The sequence below is a fragment of the Fluviicola sp. genome (assembly GCF_039596395.1).
GTDB lineage: Bacteria > Bacteroidota > Bacteroidia > Flavobacteriales_D > Crocinitomicaceae > Fluviicola.
This window is the reverse complement of sequence record NZ_JBCNJT010000003.1, coordinates 1-25639: the sequence shown is the minus strand read 5'-3', so window position 1 is coordinate 25639 and position 25639 is coordinate 1. Positions and strand designations below refer to the sequence as shown.

General features: G+C 41.4%; 24 protein-coding genes and 1 rRNA gene. 12 read left to right on the top strand and 13 right to left on the bottom strand.

What is annotated here, in order from left to right; genetic code table 11:
- A complete protein-coding gene (locus ABDW02_RS15345) occupies positions 1 to 1107 on the bottom strand; it encodes an ABC transporter substrate-binding protein (RefSeq protein WP_343636008.1) in 1107 nt (368 codons plus the stop codon).
- Positions 1104 to 1727: an FMN-binding negative transcriptional regulator gene (locus tag ABDW02_RS15340; RefSeq protein ID WP_343636006.1), complete on the bottom strand. Its 624-nt coding sequence runs from the start codon at positions 1725 to 1727 to the stop codon at positions 1104 to 1106. Before ABDW02_RS15340 ends, ABDW02_RS15345 begins: the two co-directional genes overlap by 4 nt.
- A 158-nt stretch (positions 1728 to 1885) precedes the next feature.
- Between ABDW02_RS15340 and ABDW02_RS15335 the strand changes: the two genes are divergently transcribed.
- The gene (locus tag ABDW02_RS15335) at positions 1886 to 3109 is read left to right on the top strand and encodes a DEAD/DEAH box helicase (RefSeq protein WP_343636004.1); all 1224 of its coding nucleotides are present in this window, start codon (positions 1886 to 1888) and stop codon (positions 3107 to 3109) included.
- Positions 3110 to 3365: 256 nt separating this feature from the next.
- Here ABDW02_RS15335 and ABDW02_RS15330 read toward each other — a convergent pair whose 3' ends face one another.
- The 3 genes from ABDW02_RS15330 to sppA form a co-directional block, all read right to left on the bottom strand.
- On the bottom strand, positions 3366 to 3785 hold the full coding sequence (locus ABDW02_RS15330) for a hypothetical protein (RefSeq protein ID WP_343636003.1): 420 nt from the start codon (positions 3783 to 3785) through the stop codon (positions 3366 to 3368).
- A gap of 261 nt (positions 3786 to 4046) precedes the next feature.
- Entirely contained in the window at positions 4047 to 5057 is a 1011-nt protein-coding gene (gene murB / locus ABDW02_RS15325; protein ID WP_343636001.1) for a UDP-N-acetylmuramate dehydrogenase, read from the bottom strand.
- Between the two features lie 80 nt (positions 5058 to 5137).
- Complete coding sequence (sppA, locus tag ABDW02_RS15320) at positions 5138 to 6922, bottom strand: signal peptide peptidase SppA (protein ID WP_343635999.1); 1785 nt, start codon at positions 6920 to 6922, stop codon at positions 5138 to 5140.
- Positions 6923 to 7024: 102 nt separating this feature from the next.
- Here sppA and folK point away from each other — a divergent pair, with 102 nt between their 5' ends.
- The 3 genes from folK (at position 7025) to ABDW02_RS15305 (ending at position 10117) form a co-directional block, all read left to right on the top strand.
- A complete protein-coding gene (gene folK, locus ABDW02_RS15315; protein WP_343635997.1) occupies positions 7025 to 7561 on the top strand; it encodes a 2-amino-4-hydroxy-6-hydroxymethyldihydropteridine diphosphokinase in 537 nt (178 codons plus the stop codon).
- An 80-nt stretch (positions 7562 to 7641) separates the two neighbouring features.
- Entirely contained in the window at positions 7642 to 9342 is a 1701-nt protein-coding gene (locus tag ABDW02_RS15310) for a tetratricopeptide repeat protein (RefSeq protein WP_343635995.1), read from the top strand.
- 130 nt (positions 9343 to 9472) lie between these two features.
- Positions 9473 to 10117, top strand: a complete 645-nt coding sequence (locus ABDW02_RS15305) for a hypothetical protein (protein WP_343635993.1) — start codon at positions 9473 to 9475, stop codon at positions 10115 to 10117.
- On the opposite strand, the gene ABDW02_RS15300 is transcribed toward ABDW02_RS15305, so the two are convergent.
- Positions 10118 to 10957: an OmpA family protein gene (locus ABDW02_RS15300; protein WP_343635991.1), complete on the bottom strand. Its 840-nt coding sequence runs from the start codon at positions 10955 to 10957 to the stop codon at positions 10118 to 10120.
- A 69-nt stretch (positions 10958 to 11026) separates the two neighbouring features.
- On the opposite strand from ABDW02_RS15300, the gene ABDW02_RS15295 reads away from it, so the two are divergent.
- The 6 genes from ABDW02_RS15295 to ABDW02_RS15270 all read left to right on the top strand — a co-directional run bounded on the left by ABDW02_RS15295 (position 11027) and on the right by ABDW02_RS15270 (position 18374).
- Positions 11027 to 11560 carry a glutathione peroxidase gene (locus ABDW02_RS15295; protein ID WP_343635983.1) on the top strand — a complete coding sequence of 178 codons (534 nt, stop codon included), beginning with the start codon at positions 11027 to 11029 and terminating at the stop codon, positions 11558 to 11560.
- A gap of 15 nt (positions 11561 to 11575) precedes the next feature.
- Positions 11576 to 13189 carry a hypothetical protein gene (locus ABDW02_RS15290; protein ID WP_343635982.1) on the top strand — a complete coding sequence of 538 codons (1614 nt, stop codon included), beginning with the start codon at positions 11576 to 11578 and terminating at the stop codon, positions 13187 to 13189.
- A gap of 106 nt (positions 13190 to 13295) precedes the next feature.
- Positions 13296 to 14960 carry a hypothetical protein gene (locus ABDW02_RS15285; protein WP_343635981.1) on the top strand — a complete coding sequence of 555 codons (1665 nt, stop codon included), beginning with the start codon at positions 13296 to 13298 and terminating at the stop codon, positions 14958 to 14960.
- A gap of 159 nt (positions 14961 to 15119) precedes the next feature.
- The gene (gyrB, locus tag ABDW02_RS15280) at positions 15120 to 17072 is read left to right on the top strand and encodes a DNA topoisomerase (ATP-hydrolyzing) subunit B (protein WP_343635980.1); all 1953 of its coding nucleotides are present in this window, start codon (positions 15120 to 15122) and stop codon (positions 17070 to 17072) included.
- 82 nt (positions 17073 to 17154) lie between these two features.
- Entirely contained in the window at positions 17155 to 17760 is a 606-nt protein-coding gene (locus ABDW02_RS15275; RefSeq protein ID WP_343635979.1) for a hypothetical protein, read from the top strand.
- Positions 17757 to 18374 carry a CoA pyrophosphatase gene (locus ABDW02_RS15270; RefSeq protein ID WP_343635978.1) on the top strand — a complete coding sequence of 206 codons (618 nt, stop codon included), beginning with the start codon at positions 17757 to 17759 and terminating at the stop codon, positions 18372 to 18374. Before ABDW02_RS15275 ends, ABDW02_RS15270 begins: the two co-directional genes overlap by 4 nt.
- Here the strand turns inward: ABDW02_RS15270 and ABDW02_RS15265 are convergent.
- The 6 genes from ABDW02_RS15265 to ABDW02_RS15240 all read right to left on the bottom strand — a co-directional run bounded on the left by ABDW02_RS15265 (position 18371) and on the right by ABDW02_RS15240 (position 24108).
- Positions 18371 to 19858, bottom strand: a complete 1488-nt coding sequence (locus ABDW02_RS15265; RefSeq protein ID WP_343635977.1) for a DUF5723 family protein — start codon at positions 19856 to 19858, stop codon at positions 18371 to 18373. The genes ABDW02_RS15270 and ABDW02_RS15265 overlap by 4 nt on opposite strands.
- A 271-nt stretch (positions 19859 to 20129) precedes the next feature.
- The gene (locus tag ABDW02_RS15260; RefSeq protein ID WP_343635976.1) at positions 20130 to 20984 is read right to left on the bottom strand and encodes a metal ABC transporter permease; all 855 of its coding nucleotides are present in this window, start codon (positions 20982 to 20984) and stop codon (positions 20130 to 20132) included.
- Entirely contained in the window at positions 20981 to 21817 is an 837-nt protein-coding gene (locus tag ABDW02_RS15255) for a metal ABC transporter permease (RefSeq protein ID WP_343635974.1), read from the bottom strand. Before ABDW02_RS15255 ends, ABDW02_RS15260 begins: the two co-directional genes overlap by 4 nt.
- 1 nt (position 21818) lies before the next feature.
- Positions 21819 to 22547 (bottom strand): metal ABC transporter ATP-binding protein, encoded by a 729-nt coding sequence (locus tag ABDW02_RS15250; protein ID WP_343635972.1) that lies wholly within the window; start codon positions 22545 to 22547, stop codon positions 21819 to 21821.
- A complete protein-coding gene (locus tag ABDW02_RS15245; RefSeq protein WP_343635970.1) occupies positions 22544 to 23446 on the bottom strand; it encodes a zinc ABC transporter substrate-binding protein in 903 nt (300 codons plus the stop codon). Before ABDW02_RS15245 ends, ABDW02_RS15250 begins: the two co-directional genes overlap by 4 nt.
- Positions 23443 to 24108 carry a metal-dependent transcriptional regulator gene (locus tag ABDW02_RS15240; protein ID WP_343635968.1) on the bottom strand — a complete coding sequence of 222 codons (666 nt, stop codon included), beginning with the start codon at positions 24106 to 24108 and terminating at the stop codon, positions 23443 to 23445. Before ABDW02_RS15240 ends, ABDW02_RS15245 begins: the two co-directional genes overlap by 4 nt.
- Positions 24109 to 24247: 139 nt before the next feature.
- Between ABDW02_RS15240 and ABDW02_RS15235 the strand changes: the two genes are divergently transcribed.
- Together ABDW02_RS15235 and ABDW02_RS15230 are read left to right on the top strand one after the other, a co-directional pair.
- Positions 24248 to 24667 (top strand): nucleoside-diphosphate kinase, encoded by a 420-nt coding sequence (locus ABDW02_RS15235; RefSeq protein ID WP_343635966.1) that lies wholly within the window; start codon positions 24248 to 24250, stop codon positions 24665 to 24667.
- 250 nt (positions 24668 to 24917) lie between these two features.
- Positions 24918 to 25421, top strand: a complete 504-nt coding sequence (locus ABDW02_RS15230; RefSeq protein ID WP_343635964.1) for a pyridoxamine 5'-phosphate oxidase family protein — start codon at positions 24918 to 24920, stop codon at positions 25419 to 25421.
- A 98-nt stretch (positions 25422 to 25519) separates the two neighbouring features.
- Here ABDW02_RS15230 and rrf read toward each other — a convergent pair.
- A 5S ribosomal RNA gene (gene rrf, locus ABDW02_RS15225) occupies positions 25520 to 25633 on the bottom strand.
- Positions 25634 to 25639: the final 6 nt, after the last annotated feature.

Here is a 25639-nt window from a genome sequence, read left to right as displayed (position 1 = left end):
CTATTTCAGCTGCTTGTAAAAATGCAAGTTACCTTGCGTCTTGTTTTGGTTAATACGCATAAAATCTTCCAGCAACCAATGCGGATTCACCTGGCTGTATTCCCAGTAATAATTCGGATTATGCATGTATCCGAAGACTTTTCCTTCTTTTACCGTATGGAAATACTGGAATTTCGGGTTCAATTCGAACAACTTTTTCAAGCTGGACGCTTCGGCATTGATCCACACATCACAGGATTGATCATCATTGAAAACCTGCTCCAAACTCAGTGAAATACTTGCTGTACCTTCGGTGTTTTTGTAGCGGTAATTCATGTTTGCATCTTTCATGATTCCGGCCATAAACGATTTTCCGGCGGGTGCGTACCACACATCACCGGCCATTCCGCCGCACATCACCGTAAGTTGATCTCTCTCTGTCTCTGCTGCCGAAGTGATCTGTTTTCTTAATTCGTGATAGGATCTGACAACTTCATTGAAATAATCGTCAGCCTCCTTGTCTTTGCAAACCAAGGCGCCAAAAACTTTGATCCACTCGGCTTTCCCAAGCGGGTGTTTTTCCTCCCAATCGTAATTGGCCATGCAAACCACTCCCAGTTGAGCGAATTTATCTTCATTCGGGAAGGGTTGTCCGAAACCACTGAATACAATCAGCGGAATTTTTGCTTTCAAAACCGCTTCCGGTGTCAAACCGGTTTCATAACCTGCCGTGAGCACTTTTCCGGCATCAATCGCCTTTACCAGCTGTTTATTATAAATGTATTGTTTCTCAGTGGTCGCCTTAATGACGTCAATGTTCCCGATTGCATGTAGCATACCAATGAAAGAGGTAGAAAGCGCTGCCATATTTTGTACCGGCACTTCGATAATTTTGGCATTTGCAGGGCGCTTCATTTTGGAATTACGCGGGAAGAGCACATACCGGCTTTCAACTTCCAGGGTCTTCGGATTTTTAATGATCAGTTCCTTGTATCCCGGTTTCTGTTCGATGGAAACCAAACGCGCGTACCGGAATCCTTTTACCTGGAAATCGTCGGTTTCTTTCTGCCTGGTTGTACAGGAAAACAGGAAAAGAATGCATGATGCAATCAGTAAGGTGTTTTTCATTGGATGGGACATTTTGCGTGTTTCATGGCGGTAGCAAGTTGCTGGTCGTTCGGAGTACGATTATTCAAATCTGTCAGAATCCGGTTAAAATCGGTTTCATTCCTGTTTTGGGACAACTTAAATCCGGCTTCCAGGTGTTCGATCTCCAGCCGGAACCCGGTAATTTCCTTCATATAAGCATCAATCAGGTCCGCCGGCCATTGATCCATACTCACTTTGTTTTCCCGGCCGCTTTCGAAAGCATCTACCAGCCTGGTAAGGTGATTCTTCAATTCCGTATCTGACAACTCTTCGATTTTACCCGAAACATGCACTGCTTCGTAATTGTAAGTCGGAACATTGACATGGGTATAAACAGAGGAAGAAACATATCCGTGGACTCCCAAAACTATCATTTTCCCTTTTTTCATGTGTGAAATAGCGGAAACAATGGAATTTGCCTTTGCCACATGGAATTCCAGATACTTTGTGTTGCTGTCGAATTCACACGTAAAAGGAATGTGAACAATCGCCGGAAATCCATCCGGGCTATTAACAGCCAAAGATCCGAACGGGTGCGTTTCCAAAAATTTCAGCACCAGCTCCTGATCTTTCAGCTCAAAGTCCTTCGGGATATACATACGGCAAATATACCATTTCAGGAGCAACTGAGAGAATCAGGTTTTCATTCCATCCAACTTTTGCTCTCAGCTGCGCACTCTGAGCGAATCGTTACCTCATCCATTCACGTAATCTGCGGGCTACCAAAATTTGGATTAACTTTGTAAAAAACTGTTCCATGTTATTTTCGGATTATCCCATCTCCAAAGAAATTAAAGCGCAACTGGAAGTGCTGGGTTTTAGAAGACCTACCGACATCCAGTTCAAAGCGATCACTCCTATCCTGAACGGAGAGGATGTATTTGGTATTGCGCAAACGGGAACCGGGAAAACGGCAGCTTTTGCCATTCCGATCATTCACAAACTGAGTAGTTCGAAAGCCCGGTCAAAAAGCCCGAGATGTATTGTTATGGCACCCACTCGTGAATTGGCCGAACAGATCAAACAGGCATTTGAAAGCATTGCGAAAGGTTCGGATATCCGGATCACGGCAATTCTCGGAGGATTGGAACAAGACAAGCAAATTAAAGAACTGAAACGCGGAACGGATGTAGTTGTCGCAACTCCCGGGCGTGTATTTGATTTACGCTCCCAGGGATACCTTTCACTGGATTCCATTCAGTTTTTAGTCTTGGATGAAGCAGACCGTATGCTGGAACTCGGCTTCGCACACGATATGAAGGCGATTCACAAACTTTCTCCTCAAAGAAACCGGCAAACTTTATTTTTCTCGGCAACCATCGATAAAAAAATCAAGGCTTTGGCTTACGACATGGTGAGAGATGCCATCCGCATCCAGGTTTCACCGAAAGACCCGGTTTCAAAAAATATTGAGCACGGTTACATCAAGGTTGAAATGGACGACAAACGCTTCTTCCTGGAAAATATCATCAAAGAATACGAAGAACTGAAATACGTAGTTTTTGTCCGTACAAAAGTGCGTTGTGAACGCGTAGTAGCAGCCATGGAACGTGTGGGCATTCATAGCGAAGCCTTACATGGGAACGTGGAACAAAAAGAACGGTTCAAAGTATTGGAACGATTCCGGTCAGGAGAAAACAAAGTATTGATTACTACAGACGTTTCTGCACGCGGAATTGATATCCAGGGAGTTGATTACGTAATTAATTACGATTTACCCGAACAAGCCGAACAATATGTGCACCGGATCGGGCGAACCGGGCGTGGAGAAAACAAAGGCCAGGCACTTTCTTTTTGCAGCAAGGAAGAAGAAAAAATGCTGGAAGAAATTCAATTGTATCTGGGATACGATATCGAAGAAATTGTGATCAGCAAAGGTGATTATTCTGCGATCCTGAAAGATACAGAGGATACTACCTACGACTGGAAGAAATTGCTGGACGAAGCGAACGAAGAAGACGGAACGAAAGATACGTGGTAATCCCAGATTAATAACCATAGGATAATATATGAACCACATAGGCACATAGTCCACATAGGAAATGTCCTGAGTGATGGTTTTGAATGACTTAAAATTATTAAATAAAATTTTCTATTGGTAAACCAAAGTTTTGCAGTTTCTCAATGATAAATATTGCTTACAGGACAACGAAAACTATGTGAACTATGCACCTATGTGGTAAAAACAAAAAAGCCCCAACATTGAATCATCGGGGCTTATCTATATGTGGTGTTAATTATTTTCCGGCTGCTGCAACGTCGTATTGAAAATCAATCTGAGAAAGCTGCACATCCATTTCATTCCAGGAATACAATTCGACATACAAACCTGTAACGGAATCAAAAACAGTTACGCGGCGGTCTTTTTTGCGGTACGTGTCGTAAGCTTTTGCATTGAACAATTGTCTTTGCGAACGAAGCACCATCTGATTGTCGGCAAAACGATACGATTGTGCCATCACATAATTCAGTTTAGACAGTTTGCGCCCGTCATTTTCCAATTCAAGGCGCTCTTCTGTGGAAAAATTTTCCTGGATCAAACGCTGGGTAACTGGCGCACAATCTGAAAATTTCTGTACGAGGGTAACGGTGTTAGCTTGAGAGAATCCTACAAAGCTTAAACAAGTAAAAGCTAAAATGGTAAATGTAGTTTTCATAGCAGTGTGTGTTTTGAGATGATCTTAATAATGGCTTTCATTATTAACTATCTAAAAGCTATGAATAATTTATACAGGAATCAAATCTGTGGAATTTCTAACACATCAACTCAACGAAACAAACACCCTGTTTACTGAGAGTTACAAAATATCATTAAAAATACGTAATTCATCCAGATCGGCGGTATATTCATTAGGCGTGCATAAATATTCATCCGAAAGGCTGTTTTAGTCATTTAGCACCTAAATGGATTTAGTAAGCTACAAAATATTCACTTCGCGCTCCAATGTCACGCCGAATTTGGAGCGGATGTCTTCAATGATCATTCCCGAAAGTTCATAAATTTCGCTTCCGGTTGCGCCGCCGTAATTCACCAGGACCAAAGCTTGTTTTTCGTGAACACCGCAATCTCCAATACGTTTTCCTTTCCAGCCGGCTTTTTCTATCAGCCAGCCCGCCGCCAGCTTTTCTTCTCCTGATTCCTGCGGATAATGGGGAGCGTCCGGGTAATTGACTGAAATTTGTTCGAACACTTCTTTTGAAACAACGGGATTTTTAAAGAAACTTCCTGCATTTCCCAACATTTTCGGGTCCGGAAGTTTGCTTCTGCGAATATTCATAACGGCCTGACTTACCGTATCGACCGTCACTTCACTCACACCCATGGTTTCTATTTCAGATTGAATGGCTCCGTAAGTCGTATTGATTACCGGATTTTTCGACAACCGGTAGGAAACCGATACAATCACATACTGATCTTTCAAAGCGCGTTTGAAAACACTTTCCCGGTAACCGAACTGGCATTCTTCCTTGTTAAATGTGTGCACTTCCAACGTATCAATGTGAAGTGCTTCCAGGGAAACGAATGTATCCTTGATCTCTGCGCCATAAGCTCCGATATTCTGCATAGGGCTTGCTCCGACACTTCCGGGAATCAAACTCATATTCTCAATTCCTCCCCAACCTTTCTCAACCGTATATCGAACAAAGGAATGCCATTCCACTCCCGAACCAACTTTCACTACCACGGTTGCATCCGTTTCTTCCACAACCTCAATCCCCGAAATCTCATTCTTCAGCACAAAAAACGGAAGGTCCTTCGTAAGCAGGATATTGCTTCCGCCTCCAAGGATTAACAATGGTGTTTCCTGATCCCTGTTGCGAAGTAAATCTTTCAGTTCGTCCAATGACCCGAAACGTCCGAATGACTTGGCCTTGACATCAATTCCGAAGGTGTTGTAAGGTTTTAAAGAAATGTTGTGTTCGATCATGAGGCAAAATTAACCAATTATAAAAACAGTAGGGGCGTAAAATTTTACGCCCCTACTGTTTTTTTCTATAGCATCATTATTTAATGCAAATCGATCTCGTATGGCATTCTCATTTGAATTCCGGTATACGATTCCAGTTTCATCAATCGCTTCGTCAGATCGTCAATCACTTTCGGAACCGCCTGTTGCTTGATCTTCAACTGTTCCTGGTCATCAGCAGATAATTGGTCAATCAATTCTTCAAACGGATCTTCTTTCACTTTCGGATAATACTGAACGTGCGCATCCTTGATTTTAGCTTCTTTGATTGCAAAAGCCAATGCATCGTTTACTCCGCCCAACTTGTCCACCAATCCGATTTTCAAAGCATCAGCTCCTGTCCAGACTCTTCCGCGCGCAATGGTCTGTACCTGATTTGTCGTCAAGCCTCTTCCGTCAGCAACGCGTTTCTTAAATTGCATATAAATCTGGTCCACTTCCGCCTGGATCAATCCCAATTCTTCAGGAGTCAATCTTCTGTTGGTAGACAATACACTGTGCTTATTCGTTTGAACACGGTCGAATGTCAGCCCCAATTTATTTTCCATGAAGCCACCTGTATAAGGAATTACTCCGAACACACCGATTGACCCCGTAATGGTTGTCGGTTCGGCAAAGATCGTAGAAGCAGGTGTTGAGATGTAGTAACCTCCCGAAGCCGCAACATCTCCCATAGAAACGATCACTTTTTTCTTTTTTGTTGTCAGGGAAACCTCTCTCCAGATTTCTTCGGAAGCCAAAGCACTTCCTCCAGGGCTGTTTACCCGGAAAACAACTACTTTGATGTTATCGTCGTTGCGCACTTCTCTGAAATACTTACACACTTTATCGGAAGTCAATTCGTCACCATCTACGGTAATAGCTCCTTCTGCAACAATCACCGCTACATTCGGCTTAGAAGTCTTGTCTTCGAAAGCCAATTGCTTGTTCTTAAATCCTTTTGAAGCATATTCCTCGAAAGTCATGATATCTTTCAAATCTTTCAACCCTGACTTTTTCAGGATAATCTCCTCTACTTCATCGCGGTATTTTACGGCATCGATCAATTTGAACTTCACCGCATCATCTACCCGCTGGATTTTTGCATTTTCGGCAATGTCGTTTAATATAGCCGGTGTCAATTTACGATCGGCAGCAATCTGTGAACGTACATCACTCCAGATAGAAGCCATGTAACGCTGTGTCTGCAAACGGCTGGAATCACTCATATCCGTTCTGAAATAAGGTTCCACCGCACTTTTAAAGTCGTTATTGGAACCACGGATTACCTGCATTTCAATTCCCAGTTTATCAAAAGTGTTTTTGAAGAACATCAATTCTCCTCCCAAACCGATGAATTCCATTGCCGAAGTAGAGAAACCATACACTTCATCGGAAACCGAACTGATGTAGTATTGTTTTTGGGTGATCACTTCACCGTTCAGGTAAGCCACCAGGAATTTTCCGGACTTTTTGAAATCCTTCAGCGCGTCACGAATTTCCATCGCTGTTGCATAACCGCATTGTACATTCCCCAGTTCCAGGTATATTCCTTTCACATGTTTATCCTCTTTTGCTTTTTCCAAACCGGTCAGGATATCAGCCAAACCATTCGTTTTATCCATTTTAAAATTGGAAGGGTTCAATGTGGAAGAACTTCTTTCCCCGATTGCCCCGCTGAGAGTCATGTGTAAAACCGTGGAATCTTTTGCATCAGGTTCTTCACCCAGCATAGACCCGAAAATGATTAACCAAAAAATCCATCCGAAAACCGATAAGATCATGGAAGCCAGTAATGACGGCCAAAAAATCCGCCAAAAAGAAACTTTAACTGTAGACGTTGACATAGATATAACTTTGGAACAAATATACACCCAATTAAAAAAGTCATTTCACCTTTAATGATGTAAGTTATCTTTACTCTATCAAAAGGATAAATAGTTATATAAATGGTAAGTCCGGAAAAAAGCAATTACGGGGAATTTATTTACATCGGAGTCGGCACCAATTTGGGCGACCGGATGGCTCATATCAGGCAGGCAATAGAAGAATTAACTTTAATTAGCATTGATATCATCAGGACCTCTTCTGTTTACGAGACAGAAGCATGGGGATTTGAATCGAATAACCTTTTCTTAAACACTGTTTTTGAATGTGTTAGCTCATTAAATCCACCAGATTGTTTAAAAGCACTTCAGCTTGTGGAAAAAAAAATGGGCCGGAAAAAGAGCCTGAACGGCGAATACGAATCCAGAATCATTGATTTGGACATTCTCTTGTTCAAAGATCAACAGATCCAACTCCCTGAGTTAACAATTCCACATCCGTATATCACTGAAAGACAGTTTGTAATCGCACCGATGCAAGAACTAACGGGTTCGTTTTTCTTTCATTCGCTTGGTTCCGATTTTGACGAACTAAAAACCAAATTCAAAAATGCAAAAAATCCATTCGTCGTCTATAATCCGCCACTTATCAATCAATAAATGCGTATTAATCTTCATAGGTTAAAAAATTATGTTTATTATTGCAAGGAATTTTATTAGGTAGTAACTAACAATTGAATATGAAAAAGCAAAGTATCAAAGGATTAGCTTTTATCGCTGTAACTGGTTCGCTTGTTTCAAGTTGTGATCTTTTAAAGGATCTGGATTACACAGTAACTCCAAGCCCTCTTGAGATGCACGCTGACAGTGTACGCGTAAAAGTTGACATTAAATTCCCAGAGAAAGGAATCAAGAAGAAGGCGTATGCTGAGATCACTCCGAAATTGGCAGGAACACCGTTGAAAACGGTAACTGTTCAGGGAGAGAAAGCAACAGCGAATGGTACAGTAATTCAGTACAAACCAGGTGGAACAATGACATACACAGATGTTATTCCTTACAAACCTGAGTTCGAGTACACTGAGTTAATCGTAACTGGTAAAGTATTCAAAGGAGGTAAAGAAAAAGTAGGAAAATTTGAGGATAAAGAAATCGCAAAAGGTACTATTATCACTCCTTACTTAGTGAATAAAGACTTCAAGTGCATTTACGCGAAGGATGAGTTTAAGCGTGTAACAGAGCAAACTGCTGCTGCACAAATCAACTACCTGAAAGGTAAGCACGACGTTCGTCCGACAGAAATGAAAGACAAGGATATCGTAGATTTGGGAACATGGTTGACAGCTGCTCAATCCAATCCGAAAATCAACATCAAATCTATCAACATTACTGGTTTTGCATCTCCTGAAGGGGAAGTAGCATTCAATGACAACTTGTCAACTGACCGTGCTAACTCCGGAAAGACTGCAACGATGAATGTAGCTAAGAAAGCTAAAAACGAGAAAGCTTCAGGTGAGATTTACAACCTGGCTGGACGTGGTGAGGATTTTGACGGGTTCAAAGTTCAGTTGGCTAAAAACACAGCTATCAAGCAGGAAGACAAAGATTTGATCTTACGCGTACTTCAAATGTATGCTGATCCGAATCAGCGTGAAACTGAAATGAGAAACTTAGGAAAATCATTTACAGAATTGGATAAAAACATCTTCCCGTTGTTGCGTCGTGCTGAGATCAGCGTAGTTTACGATCTGACTGGATATTCTGATGATGAATTGAAAACTATCTCTACTTCAGATCCTCAAAAACTGACTTTGGAAGAGTTGTTGTTCACAGCTACTTTGACTGAAGATGTAAACGAGAAATTGCGTTTATACCGTGAGGCTGAGAAAAAAGATCCATCTGATTACCGTGCTGCAAACAACGTTGGTGTTGCTTTGTACAACCAGGGGAAAGTTGCTGAAGCTAAATCTCAGTTCGAAAAAGCAAACGGTTTGAAAGACAATGCTATCTCTAAAAACAACTTAGGAGCTGTTGCAGGAGTAAGCGGAGATCGCAAGAAAGCTGCTGATCTATTCGGACAAGCTAACGGAGCTGGTGAAGAAGTAAACTACAACAAAGGAATCATTGCTATCCAAAACGGTAAGTATGCGGATGCAGTGAGCTCTTTCGGTGGAAAAGCTTCTTTCAACAAAGCATTGGCTCAATTGTTGAACGGTGATGCTGCTGCAGCTATCAAAACGATCAACGATTCTAACGATAAAGAGTCTGGTCAGGGATATTACCTGAAAGCAATCGCATCTGCTCGTCAAAGCAATTTGACAGAAACTGTTAGCAACCTGAAAAACGCTATCGGTAAAGATGCTGCATGGAAAGCAAAAGCTGCTAAGGACCGTGAGTTCTTAAAGTATGCTGAAGACGCTTCTATGTCTTTCATCAAGTAAGTAATAACTTCTTATACTAGAACCCCGGTCCCGTATTTACAGGACCGGGGTTTTTATTTCATGAAAATTTCTTGTAGTGATGCGGAGCTTCGTGTCACTACTTTATATTTACAAAATAAAAAACCGTTTTATGAACTCCATCTTTCTTCGCGCAAAACATTGGCAGCTGTTCGTCCCTGCAATCGTTGTTCCTTTTGTAACCATGATTACCTTCAGTATCATCGCCTTCTTTGCAATTATCCGTTTGGAAAAGAATAACGACCGGCCGGAGGATTTTCTGTGGATGTTTTACCTCATGCCGGTTATTTTTATACTCTGCGGGTTCGTTCAATTCGGATGGTCATGGAGCGTACTGAGCAAATTAAGCAAATTGATTCCGCCTCATGTTCGGTTCCCGGTCAGAAGGGTCAAACTGCTTTTTATTGTTCCGATTCTGTATTTCTGCCTGCTTCCGTTTTACATCATTTTCATCATCAAAACAATCACTTACCAGGATGAAGCAAACCTGCTTACGGTTGCTGTTTTAGGGCTTTTCTTTTTTTTACTGCATTTCTTCAGCATCTTTTGCATGCTGCATACGTTTTTCTTCGTCGCAAAAACCGTAAAAAGTATTGAACTACAGCGAAATCCCCGTTTTTCGAATTTTGTAGGAGACTTTTTCCTGATCTGGATTTTCCCGGTTGGGATCTGGTTTATTCAGCCACGGATCAATGCACTGGTAGAAAAAGCAACCAATTTCAGCGCCGGCCAGGAAGAACTGATCGACTCGATCTGATTAAATAAAGGCAAAGTCTACCCTCCTGTTCAATTGTTTTCCTTCTGCCGATTTATTGTCGCTGACCGGGTTCTTTTCACCCTTGAAATCGATCACAATCCGATCGCGCTTTAACCCGGCTTTCACAAAGAAATCGATGATTGCTTCCGCCCGGCGTTTTGAAAGGTCATCGTTGTATGCATCGGAACCATCTGCATCGGTGTTTCCCGTAACGCGTACCCGCAAATCGGAGTGACTATTGATCACATATACAATCCGTTTTAAGAAAGCTTCGTATTCGGGGCGAATGTCTGCTTTGTCGTAATCAAAGTAAATGGGTTCGAACTGGAAATTCTTGCGTTCCGAGTCACGAACTTCCCGTGATTTGCGGCCATTCTTGATATCGTCAATGAAAATCGGCCTCCAGGATTGTAACTCAACCGAAGTTTGTTCTTTCGCAAGCGTTTCGGAAACCTTAAAACAAACGAGCTTACCACTCACACCTTTACATTCCAGGCTGTAGAACTTTCCTTGTAAATACCCGGTTGAATCAACAAATGCCATTTCAAAATCCAGCGCACACCAGCGATTTCCATAAATATCTTTTTTCTTCACCATGGTCGATTGCTTCGCCTTGATCTGCCCATTCTTCGTTTCCATTTTCAATGTCCGGACAGCAAATCCCTCTTTCCCTGTAACCTCTTCACGGGTCAGCGGTTCTTTCCCGAAATCAAAATAAATGATCGAAGCCTGTTCCAGTTTCTGTCCGTCACGGATCAATACTCCCTTCCAAACTCCGGTAAGCTGAGCATTCATTAAAAACGAGACAAAAATTGAAAAAATGAAAAGTTGATACTTCATGTGGACTTATTCGTTAATTTTAGAAAAAAGTTGCCTTTTTGACACATTAAGAACAATAAATTTTTGATTATGAAAGCAATCCTATTTTCGTTATTCGTACTTGCAAGCGCCATTGCTTCCTCCCAATCGATCTATGATTTCAAAGTAACCGACATTGACGGCAAGGAATTTGACCTGGCCTCTTTAAAGGGGAAAAAGGTTATGATCGTAAATACAGCCTCCAAATGCGGGTTAACTCCTCAATACGAAGAGTTGGAAAAACTGTATGAAACCTATAAAGATAAAAACTTCGTGATTGTCGGATTTCCATCCAATGACTTCATGTCGCAGGAACCGGGATCCAATGACGAGATCAAGGAGTTCTGCAAAAAGAATTACGGAGTAAGCTTCCCGATGATGAGTAAAATCGAAGTAAAAGGAAAAGGAATGCATCCGCTCTACCAGTTTCTGACAGAGAAAAAACAAAACGGGTATTCCGATAATTCCGTGAAGTGGAATTTTCAAAAATACCTGATCAACGAAGAAGGAAAACTGGAAAAAGTAATTGCTCCTGGAACAAAACCGCTTTCGGAGGAAATTACCTCCTGGATTGTAAACAAGTAAAACAAACAGATACAAATGAAAATTAGAAACCTTGCTACCATCGCCTTGATCGGTACCACCTTTGCAAGCACCGCCTTTGCACAAGATGAAAAAATTACCACCTCCAAAGAATTCGAATACCAGGTAGGAGAACCCTATCCGGTCGTTGATGCGGCAGTAAAAAGCTATGCGTCAAAAGACGGAAGTGTAGTTTCCTTTAAAATGAGCAGAGGAAAAGTAACCGTCCAGAAATTCGGAGGAAAGGCTTTCACCCAGGAATCCATTGAAGTGTATGAAGACTTTCCGAAAGGAACTGTTTACGAAGATGATATTGAAACAGAAGATTTCGTTTACCTGCTGTTCTCTGTTTGGGATAAAGCCAATAAAACAGAACAACTGTATGTAAGAGCAATCAATCTTACATCCGGGAAGTTTGAAAATGAAGGAGAACGCGTGATCGCAGTAGAAGGAAAAGTAACCGGCGGTGACGGAAACAAGTTCAAGCTGGCAACTTCTTTCGACCATTCGAAATTATTGATTTACTTCCGTAAGAAACCGGAATCCCGCAACGACAAAATCAACCACGATGTGATCGGTTTGCATGTATTCAATACCGACTTAAAGGAACTTTGGGGGAAAGACGTAGAAATGCCGTACACGGAAGCACGTATGAACAACATCGATTACACCGTTGGATCAAACGGGGATGTTTTCATCTTGACAGAAGTGATGAAAGACGGAGAAACCAGACGCTTTGACCGCGATGACAACCCGAATTTCGATTACCAATTGGTATCGGTTTCCGAATCCGGTGTGGATGTGAATGCTTCTGACGTGGATGTGAAAGGAAAATATGTAACTCAGGTAAACTTCTTCGAAGGAAGAGACAACGCCCTTCTTATTGCCGGATTCTACGGAAATAAAAGAGGTGTCCAGGTTGACGGAATCTTCTATTGCACATTGAACAAAGACGGAAAACAGGCAGATTTCAAATCTTTCGAGATCCCGACCGAACTGATCAAGCAATACATGTCGCAGAGAAGTCAGGACAAAATGGACAAGAAAGAAGATAAAGGAAAAGATCTTGGAATGACCAGCATGCGCCTGCGGGAATTGATCATTGAAGATGACGGAAGTATCTTATTTGCGAGTGAAAAATATTATGTTGTATCCTATACAGATACAAAAACGGGACAAACTACCTACACGCATTATTACGAAGAAATGCTGGCAGGTAAAATCAATAAAAACGGAGAGTTGGTGTACATGAAAAAGCTTCCGAAAAGACAAATCAGCGGCAGAACGAATTCACCTTACTATCGCGGTGGATTGGGATACCGTTTGGTCGATTCGAAAAACAACTATTATTTCATGTTCCTGGACAACGTAAAAAACATCGAATTGGCAGAGAACAAAGTGCCGGAAAGACACCAGGACGGAAGAGGAGGTTTCTTAACGGCTTACCAGGTCAATAAAGAAACCGGTGCGGTTCGCAAATTGTCTATTCTGGACACCCGCGATGCACAGGGATACGACCTGTTCCAGTTCAATACAGAACGAATTGTTGCAGTAGATGATGATGAGTTTGCATTGGAATGTTACATCAAAAGCAAACAGGATATTATGATTCGGATTAAAGTTTTGGAATAAGACAAATCCCCTGACATTTTTGCCAGGGGATTTTTATTTTTATTCTATCCCTCTATTCCTTCTTTAATTAATATCTTTAACATTCTATTTTTCATCTTACAGGACCTTGAAACAACTAAAAATCAACAAAGCTGCATTATTAGGCTCACTAGTAGCGCTAACATTTAACGCCTTTACCCAGGACAAAGACATTGTATTCGAAACCTCCAGGGAATTTGAATACCATTTTGGCGAACCTTATCCGGTAGTTGATGCACGTGTCAAAAATTACGTATCAAAAGACGGAAATATTATCTCCTTCAAAATGGAAAAGGATTTTGCCACTATCCAAAAATTTGACGGGCCAAACTTCAGTCAAACATCGATTAATACCTATGAGGATTTTCCCAAAGGAACTGTTTATGAAGATCAGATTGAGTTGGACGATTTCGTTTACATTCTTTTTTCAGCTTGGGATAAATCGAACTCAACAGAGCAGCTTTTTGTAAGAAAAGTCAATAAATCAACCGGTCAATTCGAAGGTCCGGAGGAACGGCTCATTGCTGTTGAAGGAAAGATAACCGGGGGTGACGGAAACAAATTTAAACTTGCTAGATCTTTTGATCAATCAAAGATTCTGATACAATATCGCAGGAAACCTGAGACCAAGAAAGACAAACTCAATAAAGATGTGATCGGACTATACACATTTACAAAGGAGTTATCCCTGGTCTGGGGGAAAGATGTGGAAATGCCTTATAGCGAGGCACAAATGGAGAATATCGATTATGCCATTGACAAAGATGCCAACGTTTTCATTCTTGCCGAAGTTTTAAAGGGTACTGAGACGGAAAATTCTTTAAAAGGCAAAAATGCAAATCTAGAATACGAAATAGTTGCTATCCGTGAATCAGGAACCTCTTTAGTCAACACGCCTATTTCTGCGCAAGGGAAATTCATAAACCAGGTAAAGTTTTTTGAAGGCAACAACAATTCTCTTTTAATCGCTGGTTTCTACAGCAACGTAATAGAAGGATTAATTGACGGTATTTTCTTTTGCACCATTGATAAAGACCTCAATCAAACGGGATTGAAATCTGTTAAAATCCCAAGTGAAATCATCAAACAATTTAATTCAGAAAAAACACAGAAGAAAATTGAAAAAGCGGAAGAGGAAGGAAACAATATAGGATTGAAAGATTTCGTTCTCAGACAAATCAAAATCGATGCGGATGGAAGTATCCTTTTTGTCGGAGAAAAGTATTATTACTTTATCAGAGTACACAAAGACGCTGGTGATACTTATAATTATTACTATGAAGAGATGCTGGCTGCAAAAATTGCTCCGGACGGAAGTATCATTTTCATCAAGAAATTACCTAAAAGACAGTTTGCAAATAGTCCCAATCCACCGAGCAGATTTAATACGCTCGGGATGGACATGCTGAGCAAAGTATTCGACGGAGAATCCCTGGGATATCATTTAATCGAATCATCCGAATATTATTACTTCCTGTTTTTGGACAACATTAAAAACCTGGAATTAGAAGAAAACAAAGCCCCTGAATATCATGAAAATGGCCATGGAGGTTTTTTAACCGCCTACCAGGTAAACAAAAAATCTGGAGCCGTGAAGAAATTATCTATTCTTGACACCAGGGATGCAAAAGAATACGATCTTCATCAATTTAAACCGACCAGAATTGTAGAAGTTGGCAACAACGAATTTGCTTTGGAGTGTTATATCAAAAAGAAGCAGGATATTATGATTCGGATCAAGGTTCTGGAATAAGACAAAAAGTCCCGGTTAAGCCGGGACTTTTTGTATGTTCAAATGTCAATATTTTGTTGATAAGTACTAGTCTCCCGGCGCATTTCCAACTAGTAAAAACGGCTTAAATTCCGTATATTTGTTGGGCATTGAAAAATGCACTTTTTAAGCAACTTATTTATGAGCGAAGAAAAAAAGAATCAGGATTATTCTGCGGATAATATCCAGGTATTAGAAGGTCTGGAAGCTGTTCGTAAACGTCCTGCCATGTACATTGGTGATGTTGGAGTAAAAGGTCTTCACCACCTTGTTTATGAGGTCGTTGATAACTCCATCGATGAGGCTTTGGCCGGTCACTGTGACACTATCGGTGTTTGGATCAATGAAGACAACTCGATCACTGTAAAAGACAACGGTCGCGGAATTCCGACAGGTATCAATGCCAAGCACGGAAAATCAGCACTTGAGATTGTAATGACAGTCCTTCACGCCGGTGGTAAATTCGATAAAGACACCTATAAAGTTTCCGGTGGATTACACGGGGTTGGGGTTTCCTGTGTGAATGCTTTGTCTGTTCACATGCGTACGGAAGTTCACCGCGAAGGAAAAATTTTCGAACAGGAATACTCCATCGGGAAACCGCTTTACGATGTAAGAGAAATCGGAACTTCAGACGATACCGGAACGATTCAGACTTTCAAACCTGATAATACGATATTTGAATTTACCGAGTATAACTACGATACACTTTGCGCCCGTATGCGTGAACTGGCGTTCCTGAACAAAGGAATCACCATCACCATTACGGATAATCGCGAAAAAGACGAAAACGGGAAACCGGTTTCCAATGTGTTCCATTCCGAAGGAGGATTGCGCGAGTTTGCCCAGTACCTGGACCGCAACCGCGAACCGTTGATTTCAGATGTCATCTATTTCGAAGGAGAACGCGAAGGTATTCCGGTAGAAGTTGCATTAACTTACAATACTTCCTACACGGAAAATATCCAGGCGTATGTCAACAACATCAACACACACGAGGGAGGAACACACCTTTCAGGTTTCCGCCGTGGTTTGACGAATACCCTGAAAAAATATGCTACTGACAGCGGTATGCTGGCAAAAGAGAAAATCGAGATCGACGGGGATGATTTCCGTGAAGGATTGACAGCTGTTGTATCGGTAAAAGTTCAGGAACCTCAATTTGAAGGCCAGACCAAAACAAAATTGGGTAACCGGGAAGTAACTGCTCCGGTTTCTCAGGGAGTTTCGGAAATGCTTACGATTTACCTGGAAGAGCATCCTGCGGAAGCAAAGATCATCGTTGACAAGGTCATTCTTGCCGCAAGAGCGCGTCATGCTGCCAGAAAAGCACGTGAAATGGTTCAGAGAAAGAACGTGATGTCCGGTTCAGGATTACCTGGAAAACTGGCTGACTGTTCTGAAAAAGATCCTTCGTTGTGCGAGATTTACTTCGTCGAGGGAGATTCGGCGGGTGGAACTGCAAAACAAGGCCGCGACAGACATTTCCAGGCAATCATGCCGCTTCGCGGGAAAATTCTGAACGTGGAAAAGGCTATGCAGCACAAAATTTTCGAGAACGAGGAAATCAAAAACATGTATACCGCGTTAGGTGTGCGCATCGGAACCGAAGAAGATTCAAAAGCGTTGAACCTGGATAAACTGCGCTACCACAAGATCATTATCATGTGTGATGCCGACGTCGATGGTTCTCACATTGAGACGCTTATTTTAACGTTCTTCTTCCGTTACATGAAAGAATTGATCGAAAACGGATATGTCTATATTGCAACTCCGCCATTGTACCAGGTGAAGAAGGGAACGAAAGCAGAATACGCATGGAACGAGGACCAGCGTGACCTTTTAATCACACAATTGAAAGGAAACGGTGCCGATTCTTCCGTAAACGTTCAGCGATACAAAGGTTTGGGTGAGATGAACGCAGAACAGTTGTGGGATACTACGATGAACCCTGAGCACAGAACATTGCGCCAGGTAACAATCGAAAACGCTGCTGAGTGTGATCAAATCTTCTCCATGTTAATGGGAGACGAAGTTCCACCAAGACGTGAATTCATTGAGAAAAATGCGAAATACGCAAAAATCGATATCTAAAAGAAAGAGCCCTGACATTCATCGTCAGGGCTTTTTTTTATATTTATATCCGAATCAATTTTAGTCAAACGAAATCCGTCTTATGATTTATCGATTAGTGCTCTTGCTCATTCCCGTTTTCCTGGTCGTAGGATGTTTCGATTATGACAAGGAGAACAAGGAACTCAGGGAAGCTTTTAAAAACAATCACTACAATTTCAAATTGGATAAAACCCTCAAATACGAAGGGATTTCATTTAAGCTACCGGACCATTTCAAGCAAAACTATTCGCACAATTATACCATCAAAAGTTCTTCCCTGACACGCACCAGTAATGCCTTCAACATTTACTTTTCGGTGGAACGCTTTAATCAATCGGACCTGAATAAAGCCTTTGTTTACGACTTCGTAATCGACGGAGATCTATTGAATACCTTCCAGGATGCCTATGTTTGGCGTCGTTTTGAATCACTGGATAATTCGGGCGTTTCCATCAAAAAGGAACTTCCGAAAAACTTCCGGAACAAAGGGCTTATTCAAACCGTTTCCGGTGACGGAACTTATTCCGGACAAGCTTATTACGTGACTTCTACTCTAAAAGTCGGAAAAGAATACTATGTTTTCCAATGGATCACCAGCAAACCGATCATGAATTATACCTACGATGATTTTGAGCGGATCCTGAAAAGCGTACGAAAATCAAAATGACACACGCAGAACTGGTTTCGAAATTTGATCAGGAATTGCCCGGTGAACGTTCTCATTTGGCATTTATGCCTGTAAGAGGAAGTTCCAGGGAGCAGATCCGGCAGGGAATTGCGTACAGGGATGCGGCAGTAGCTATTATTTTGTTCCACAACGAAGCGGGTAAATTGTGTACGATCGTGACCAGAAGACAAGAATACGATGGTTCTCACAGCGGTCAGATCAGCTTTCCCGGAGGAAAAAAAGAGTTGGATGATAAAAACTTGCTGGAGACAGCCATCCGGGAATGTTACGAGGAAATCGGGGTGTATGCCAGTAATTTTGAACTGCTGAAAGAATTAACGCCGCTTTTCGTTCCTGTAAGCCAGTTTTTGATCACTCCCTACGTCTTCTATTCCGAAAACAAATCATTCGATTACATGCGCTCTGAGCGCGAAGTAGCAGCTATTCATGAACTGGATATCCTGGAGCTTTTTCATTCCGAAGTTGTACAAGTCGATATTCCGATCAATCCTGAATTTACACTCAAAAATGTCCCCCATTTCAAACAGGGAGACATTCTTATCTGGGGAGCAACTGCTCTTATCTTAAATGAATTGAAGGATATCCTGATCTAGAATCTCACACGGGCAAATCCCAAAGCAGCAGAAACGCTTGTTCCGTTCTTCAGGAAGAAACTCAGCGCATCACGGGAAGCCACACCGAATTCATAAGCTCCGTCTTTGATAATAAAGGTCAATCCGAGTGGGATATTGTTCTTATAAACGCCGCCACCGTAATAACCGATGCTCAATTGCAACCATTTCACCGGGATGATATCTCCTCCGAAAGAATATACCGGGTTTTGGATCGAACCTGGAGTTTCTTTATTGAAAGGCGCTACCACATCAAATCCTAAACGCACGTACTTGATCGGTTCATAGCTCACTCCAAATCTGAAATCGGAAGCATTGATAACCGTATATTTCTGCTCTCCTTCCAAAGTCAGCAGTCCGTTATCGCGCACCAACTGGTTTACTGTTTGCGTGATGTTGTCACTGCTTACTCCATTCAGGTTAAAACTCGCAAACAAGGTGTCTTTTACTTTGTAAACATTTCGTTTGTAAGTCACCGAACCGATATTATTCACAGCAGCCGCAACACGTACTTTGTTGAATAAAATAAAGCTGGCGGAAAGATCGATTCCGTATCCTGTTCCCATTACAGGCGCGATTCCTTTTGATTTCTTGGGTACAGAATTAGTCCCGCTGACATTTCCATAATCAATATCGAAAGTCGGAGTAATGGCGGAATACATTCTCAATCCTTCGTCATCCGAAGTCATGTTGAACATGGCCATGGAAGTAATCAACCTCGCTCCAATTCCTCCGAACACCTGGAAAGTAGAATCTTTTCCAAACAGTTTTCGACCGTAACCGATGTTATAGCTTCTGTTCCAAACCATCTGGATTTGTGTTCCTTTCGTGAGTTCACTGATGCGAATAGGAACATTGAGCGTTCCTCCGATCACGTGTCCCATAGAATCCTGGGAAATATTCGCATTGTTGGCAATTCGTGAAGTATCCGAACCATAAACGACCGTTAATGAGTCAAACACGGAAGACAATTTTCCTCTGAATAATAAATCCGTAGTTTGCGAATTCATTTTCGAATACCAGCTATAGCTTTCTCTCACGTTGAAGGCGATTCCTCCGAATTTTTCTCCGTAATAAGAAAATCCGAGCCAGTTGTAATCGAAATTAATAGCTACGCCGGATTCCGCATAATCTCCCGCAGATTGCATTTGTCTTTGATAATCAACTTCATTCGGGTTCTTATGCTGAGCCGCGTTGTAAAGCGTACTTGTGAGGTTTTGCAGCTTTTTGGAATTCAACGACGGCGAAGAAACTGCAAATGCAAATTCGGATGTTCCGGTCGTAAATTTCTTGCCCGCATATCTTGGTTTCCAGCCCAATGCCGAAGTATTGATGCCCAGAGAGTGATAATCGGTAACAAAGGGTGTTGCAACGCCTTTTCCTACTGTTGGAAAAGCAACGCCTTGTGTTTGGGAAAATGAAAAGGAATAACTTAAAAGGAATAAAAGAACCAGTTTTAGCTTCATATTTGTAGTTTGTGTGTTGTAGTGTACAAGAAACACAAAAAAAACGAGAATCTATTCAGCAAAAACAAAAAGAGGAGTAAATTCAATGTAATTTACTCCTCTTTTTGCTAAACCATGCTAAAACTATAAAACCCAAAACTAACAACTATGAAAATTGTTGTTCTTGAAACAAAGGTACTCCAGTTTATTGAACTGACAACTTAAAATGATTTTTTTTTCTTCCAATAAAACTTCCATTCTTGAATTCTTGAATGAAGTATTTTACTAAAGTTTAGTTAGATACAACGCTTTTTTTGAAAGGTGAAACGAGCACTGCAATCAAAAAAATCAAACCGTTTACACATACAATCAAAGGTGAAATAGAGATATTGATCCACTTTCCAAGAAACACTCCAAGGACGCACGCTACTATTCCTATGCATGCCGAATATAAAAAAGTTCTTGCCAAAGTCCTGGAAAACTGCAATGCTGTAGCTGCCGGAAGCACCAATAATCCAACCACAAGAATTACTCCGACACTTTCAAAACTCAATACTGCATGAACACTTAGCAATAACATCAGTACCAAGTGGAAAAACTGAACAGGAATCCCGATGAAAGATCCGAATTGTGGATTGAAAGCCCATACTTTCCAGCCTTTGAATCCTACGATGATCACTATCAATAAAACAACTGTCAAAGGAAGAAGCTGTAAAATTGCACGTGTTCCGTAAAGGTATTCTCCCACAATAACCTGGTCGAGAATGGATGTTTCCAAATCTCCGTACAATACGCATTCCTGGTCCAAATCACTGTTCTTGCCGGCGAAAACGGCAATCATCAATACTCCGATTGCAAACAGGAAAGTAAAGGTAAAACCGATCGCCGCATCTTCCTGGATCCGCCATTTTTTTCTCAGGAAATCAATCAGGAAAGTAGTCAGAAAACCAGTCACGGCAGCACCGAAAAGCATCGGAACAGAATCCCTGGTTCCGCTCATCAAATAAGCAACAACAATTCCCGGCAAAACGGCGTGTGAAATGGCGTCTCCAACCATTACCAAACTTTTAGAAACCAGCAAAACACCCAGCAAAGAAGCAGGAACAGCTACCGAACAAGCAGTTAATATCATCAATAAATCGTTCATCGCGTTTGGTTGGTTTTAAATGAAACGCGTACAATAAGCGCAACTGAAATGGCACAAAGGCTCAACACCAAAATGATACATGGTCCTGTTGGAATGTTCTTCCCTAAAACGGATATATAGGATCCCAATAAAGAAGATACGGTTCCGAAAACCAGTGACAAAGAGATCAGGGAACTCAGCCGGTAAGTAAGCATTCTTGCCGTAAGTACAGGAATAATCAGCAGTGCCGACATCAATACCACTCCGACTGCCTGAACTCCCATCGCAACTACCAAAATTGTCATTGCATTTAAAATGAAATCGTTCCAGCGCAGTGAAAATCCTTTACTGATCATAAACTCTTTATTGAAGGCAAAGCTGAACATCACTTTATATCTGAAAAAAGTAACGGCAATAATGAGAACGGAAACGATCGCAAATAAATAGAGGTCTTCGATATTCAAGGCTGCAATTTTTCCGAATAGAAAATCACTCAATCCTGCCTGGCCGTCATCGGGCCTTCCCTGAATATATGAAAGCAAAGCCAATCCTGCTGCGAAGAATATACTCAAAGTCGCTGCTACAACAGTATCGGATTTCAACCGTGTTTTTCGTTGGAGCCAGGATATTTGCTGAGTTGCAAGCCAACCTGAGGCAAAAGCCCCCAACATCAGGATAAGTGTATTTCGTTGCCCGGAAAGCATGTAAGCCAATACAATTCCGGGTAGAATGGAATGAGAAATAGCATCACCGATCAGGGATTTCTTTTGCAGGAAGGTAAATGTCCCTACCAAAGCTGCAGAAATTCCGATCAGCGCAGTACCGATAAATACGATCCAAATACTTAAATCCATCTTATTTTTTGTTGAGTAAAAGCGTCATTCCGTAAGCTTTTTCGATATTCTCCGATTTCAGGATTTCATCGATCGGGCCGCTTGCGATCAGTTTTTTATTCAATAAAACTACTTCATCAAAATACTGCGCCACTACAGAAAGGTCGTGATGCACAATAATGACGGTTTTTCCGGAATCCCTCAATTTCTGGACGATCGCTAAAATAGATTCCTGGGAAGCCATATCAATCCCAACGAAAGGTTCATCCATCACGATCAGTTCGGCTTCCTGGGCAAGTGCACGCGCCAGGAAAACACGCTGCTGCTGCCCTCCCGACAATTGTCCGATCTGCCGGTGCGCGAACTCGGAAAGCTGAACTTTCTTCAATGTTTCCTTTACGATATCCTTATCAGCCATGGTTGTTCGCGACCACCATTTTTTCGGGCGAATCCTTCCCATCGCTACCACTTCCTCTACAGTAATCGGGAAGTCCCAATCAATTGATTCTCTTTGCGGAACATAGGCAATCTTTGAACGGTATTTTTCCAACGAACTTCCGAAGAATGTAACTTCTCCCCTTTTCACCGGTATAATCCCTAAAATACCTTTCAATAGAGTAGACTTCCCGGAACCGTTCGGCCCGATAATTCCTGTAATTTTTCCAGCATTGATGGTCAGCGATACGTGGTCCAAAGCCAGTGTATCACGATAGAAAACGCTAAATTCTTTTATTTCAACGGCTTTTCTCATTTCAATCCTTCTTTAATCGCATTTACATTGTGGCTCAACATTCCCAGGTAAGTGTCCGCACCGCTTCCCTTCGAACCCAGGGCATCCGAAAAAAGAGTTCCTCCTATTTTTACCTGATAACCTCTTCGTTCAACGGAACTTAAAACACTTTTTAAAGCTTTCGGGCTTACCGAATTTTCGACAAAAATGGCCTTCACACGATGTTTCACAATGAAGTCTACCAGATCAATGACATCTCTTACTCCCGGCTCCTGGGAAGTGGATACTCCCTGCAGCGCTTTCACACGCACATCAAACGTTCTTCCGAAGTAATGGAATGCATCGTGGGAAGTAATTAAGACCCGTTGTTCCTGGGGAATTTCGCTCAATTTCAATTTTAACTCTGCAGTCTTCTTCTGAACCTTCACCTGGAATTTGTAAAAGTTCTCTCTGAATTCCAGTTCGTATTCCGGGTAGAGTTCCACCAGTTTATCAACAACCCCGTTCATACTGTGCACCCAGGATTCCGTATCAAACCAAACATGTGGATCGGGTGTAATCTCATCCGTATAAAGCACCTGATCTTTGGGAAAATCCAACTGGAAAGAAACTACAGCCTTTCTTTCTGATAAGCGGGAGAATAATTCCGCCATTTTGCCTTCCAGGTGAAACCCGGTATAGACAACCAATTTCGCATCGTTGAGCAATACCACATCGCTGGGTCTCGGATTATAGGTATGCGGATCAACTCCGGGTCCCATCAATGATTTAACAATCAGTTTATCGCCCACCACTTGTCTGACACAATCAGCAGTAACTGAAGTAGAACAAACGATTAGTTTCTCGTTCGCTTTGGTCTTTTTGATCTTACACCCAAAAATGATCCAAACACCGATCAATATGTAAGCAAAGTGCTTCATAACGGTTTGATGGATATTTGTTTTGCGATCGTTATTGAAAATTGTACCTGCTTCTCATTCATAGTAATGATGATTGATCCGTCAAAATTGAGTTTATCGAGCACATCAATCTGTGTTCCCAAATGAAGACCGATCTTATTGAGGTATTGCAGAAATTCCGTTTGATCGTCCTCCACTCCCATAACGATCGCCTTCATTCCTACCACAGCTTCCGATAAAAGAATCCTGTTCGATACCGACTCTATCTTTCCATCTTTGCCGGGAATCGGTTCTCCATGCGGATCTGTTTTAGGAAAACCTAAAAACTCATCAAGCCGGTCTGTTAATTCAGTGGAATGAATATGCTCCAGTTGCTCTGCAATTTCATGTACTTCGTCCCAACCAAAACTCAACTTGTCTACTAGGAATGTTTCCCAAAGCCGGTGTTTTCTAATAATGGCCAAAGCATGTGATTTTCCGGTATCCGTCAGAATACACCCCTGGTACTTCTGATATTCCAGCAACTCCTTCTCGCATAATTTTTTCAGCATATCCGTTACTGACGATGCTTTTGTAAGCATTTTCTCCGCCAGATCGTTGGTAGAGATCGCGCCCGACACGTCCTGGCTAAGTGTAAAGATTGCTTTGAGGTAATTTTCTTCGCTTTGAGTTAAACGGAGCATGTTGTTTTTTCTACAAATATAAAACATTTTTTAGACTTGCCTAAAAATTAAATGATTCTATCTGATTCAAAGCGATTACCATGTAATCATATTGAGAAAATAGTTGTATTTTTGCAGCAAATTATTCAAATCAATTAAGATGTCAGGCAACAGAACATTTACAATGTTAAAACCAGATGCGATCGAAAACGGTCACATGGGAAAAATTATTGATATGATTATCCAGGCTGGATTTTCAATCAAAGCAATGAAATTCACTCGTTTAACAGAGGATCAGGCAAAGAAATTCTACGAAGTTCACGCTGAGCGTCCATTCTATGGTGAATTGGTTGAGTATATGACATCCGGACCAATTGTTGCAGCAATTTTAGAGAAAGACAATGCAGTTGCAGATTTCCGTGCGTTGATCGGTGCTACTGATCCTGCTGAAGCTGCTGAAGGTACTATTCGTAAGTACTATGCTGAATCAAAAGGAAGAAATGCAGTTCACGGATCTGATTCTGATGAGAACGCTGCTATCGAAGGAAAATTCCATTTTACAGATTCAGAGATTTTCTAATCAGATCTCTTTTAAATAATGAAAGCCTTACTTTTAGTGAGGCTTTTTTTATGGAGTAAAGTGAGATTCAATTTTCTCTACCGCCAAAGGAGATGATGTCTTATAGAATTAATTGACTTGTAAAACAAATAGAAACTGCCCACACTCCACTTTATTTAACACCTCTTATTCTAATTTAACATTCCTTGTATTGAAAACAAGTCCTTAAAGTCTAATTTGCTCAAACGATATATTTCAAAAACTTATATGTATGAGCACAGAAAATTTGAATAATGCGGAGGCTGTAAAAAAACTTACCGAGCTAGTAGACAAAATAGATATCGGAATGGTTATTACACGAAGTAAAGATGATGAGTTACATATTGTACCTCTAAGCCGCCAGGAAGTTGATGAACATGGCAATATTTGGATGTTAATATCTGCAGAAAGCAACACCTGCAAAAATTTAATTGATAACAAGCAGGTAGATATTGCCTACAGTCATGTCGGAGATTATAATTTCCTGTCAGTCAGCGGCAGAGGAACTGTTTCAAAGGACCAGGCAAGAATAGATAAATACTGGAATAAAACGATGGATGCCTGGTTTGAAAAAGGCAAAGAGGATTCACAAATCCGCGTTTTAATGGTTGAAACTACCGATGCACATTATTGGGATAATAAAACCAATAAACTCGTTACCTTTTTTAAGGTCGCTACAAGTGCAATCACCGGAGCTAAAATGGATATTGGAAGAGAAGGGAACCTGGATTTGTAAATATAAAGCAGGAGTGCACCTGATGGATTTCCGGAGAATCCTCTCTAAAAACAGGATAAAAAAAATCCCGACGATGCATTGCATGTCGGGATTATTAAAAGTGGCATCGACTTACTCTCCCACCCTCAAAAGGGCAGTACCATCAGCGCTAACGGGCTTAACTTCTCTGTTCGGAATGGGAAGAGGTGGACCTCGTTGCTATAGACACCTAAAGCTAT

What these genes read in the sequence shown, in the direction of transcription:
- ABDW02_RS15345 (WP_343636008.1), bottom strand. Translation starts at nt 1,107, where the DNA reads ATGAAAAACACCTTACTGATTGCATCATGCATTCTTTTCCTGTTTTCC.
- ABDW02_RS15340 (WP_343636006.1), bottom strand. Translation starts at nt 1,727, where the DNA reads ATGTATATCCCGAAGGACTTTGAGCTGAAAGATCAGGAGCTGGTGCTG.
- ABDW02_RS15335 (WP_343636004.1), top strand. Translation starts at nt 1,886, where the DNA reads ATGTTATTTTCGGATTATCCCATCTCCAAAGAAATTAAAGCGCAACTG.
- ABDW02_RS15330 (WP_343636003.1), bottom strand. Translation starts at nt 3,785, where the DNA reads ATGAAAACTACATTTACCATTTTAGCTTTTACTTGTTTAAGCTTTGTA.
- murB (WP_343636001.1), bottom strand. Translation starts at nt 5,057, where the DNA reads ATGATCGAACACAACATTTCTTTAAAACCTTACAACACCTTCGGAATT.
- sppA (WP_343635999.1), bottom strand. Translation starts at nt 6,922, where the DNA reads ATGTCAACGTCTACAGTTAAAGTTTCTTTTTGGCGGATTTTTTGGCCG.
- folK (WP_343635997.1), top strand. Translation starts at nt 7,025, where the DNA reads ATGGTAAGTCCGGAAAAAAGCAATTACGGGGAATTTATTTACATCGGA.
- ABDW02_RS15310 (WP_343635995.1), top strand. Translation starts at nt 7,642, where the DNA reads ATGAAAAAGCAAAGTATCAAAGGATTAGCTTTTATCGCTGTAACTGGT.
- ABDW02_RS15305 (WP_343635993.1), top strand. Translation starts at nt 9,473, where the DNA reads ATGAACTCCATCTTTCTTCGCGCAAAACATTGGCAGCTGTTCGTCCCT.
- ABDW02_RS15300 (WP_343635991.1), bottom strand. Translation starts at nt 10,957, where the DNA reads ATGAAGTATCAACTTTTCATTTTTTCAATTTTTGTCTCGTTTTTAATG.
- ABDW02_RS15295 (WP_343635983.1), top strand. Translation starts at nt 11,027, where the DNA reads ATGAAAGCAATCCTATTTTCGTTATTCGTACTTGCAAGCGCCATTGCT.
- ABDW02_RS15290 (WP_343635982.1), top strand. Translation starts at nt 11,576, where the DNA reads ATGAAAATTAGAAACCTTGCTACCATCGCCTTGATCGGTACCACCTTT.
- gyrB (WP_343635980.1), top strand. Translation starts at nt 15,120, where the DNA reads ATGAGCGAAGAAAAAAAGAATCAGGATTATTCTGCGGATAATATCCAG.
- ABDW02_RS15275 (WP_343635979.1), top strand. Translation starts at nt 17,155, where the DNA reads ATGATTTATCGATTAGTGCTCTTGCTCATTCCCGTTTTCCTGGTCGTA.
- ABDW02_RS15270 (WP_343635978.1), top strand. Translation starts at nt 17,757, where the DNA reads ATGACACACGCAGAACTGGTTTCGAAATTTGATCAGGAATTGCCCGGT.
- ABDW02_RS15265 (WP_343635977.1), bottom strand. Translation starts at nt 19,858, where the DNA reads ATGAAGCTAAAACTGGTTCTTTTATTCCTTTTAAGTTATTCCTTTTCA.
- ABDW02_RS15260 (WP_343635976.1), bottom strand. Translation starts at nt 20,984, where the DNA reads ATGAACGATTTATTGATGATATTAACTGCTTGTTCGGTAGCTGTTCCT.
- ABDW02_RS15255 (WP_343635974.1), bottom strand. Translation starts at nt 21,817, where the DNA reads ATGGATTTAAGTATTTGGATCGTATTTATCGGTACTGCGCTGATCGGA.
- ABDW02_RS15250 (WP_343635972.1), bottom strand. Translation starts at nt 22,547, where the DNA reads ATGAGAAAAGCCGTTGAAATAAAAGAATTTAGCGTTTTCTATCGTGAT.
- ABDW02_RS15245 (WP_343635970.1), bottom strand. Translation starts at nt 23,446, where the DNA reads ATGAAGCACTTTGCTTACATATTGATCGGTGTTTGGATCATTTTTGGG.
- ABDW02_RS15240 (WP_343635968.1), bottom strand. Translation starts at nt 24,108, where the DNA reads ATGCTCCGTTTAACTCAAAGCGAAGAAAATTACCTCAAAGCAATCTTT.
- ABDW02_RS15235 (WP_343635966.1), top strand. Translation starts at nt 24,248, where the DNA reads ATGTCAGGCAACAGAACATTTACAATGTTAAAACCAGATGCGATCGAA.
- ABDW02_RS15230 (WP_343635964.1), top strand. Translation starts at nt 24,918, where the DNA reads ATGAGCACAGAAAATTTGAATAATGCGGAGGCTGTAAAAAAACTTACC.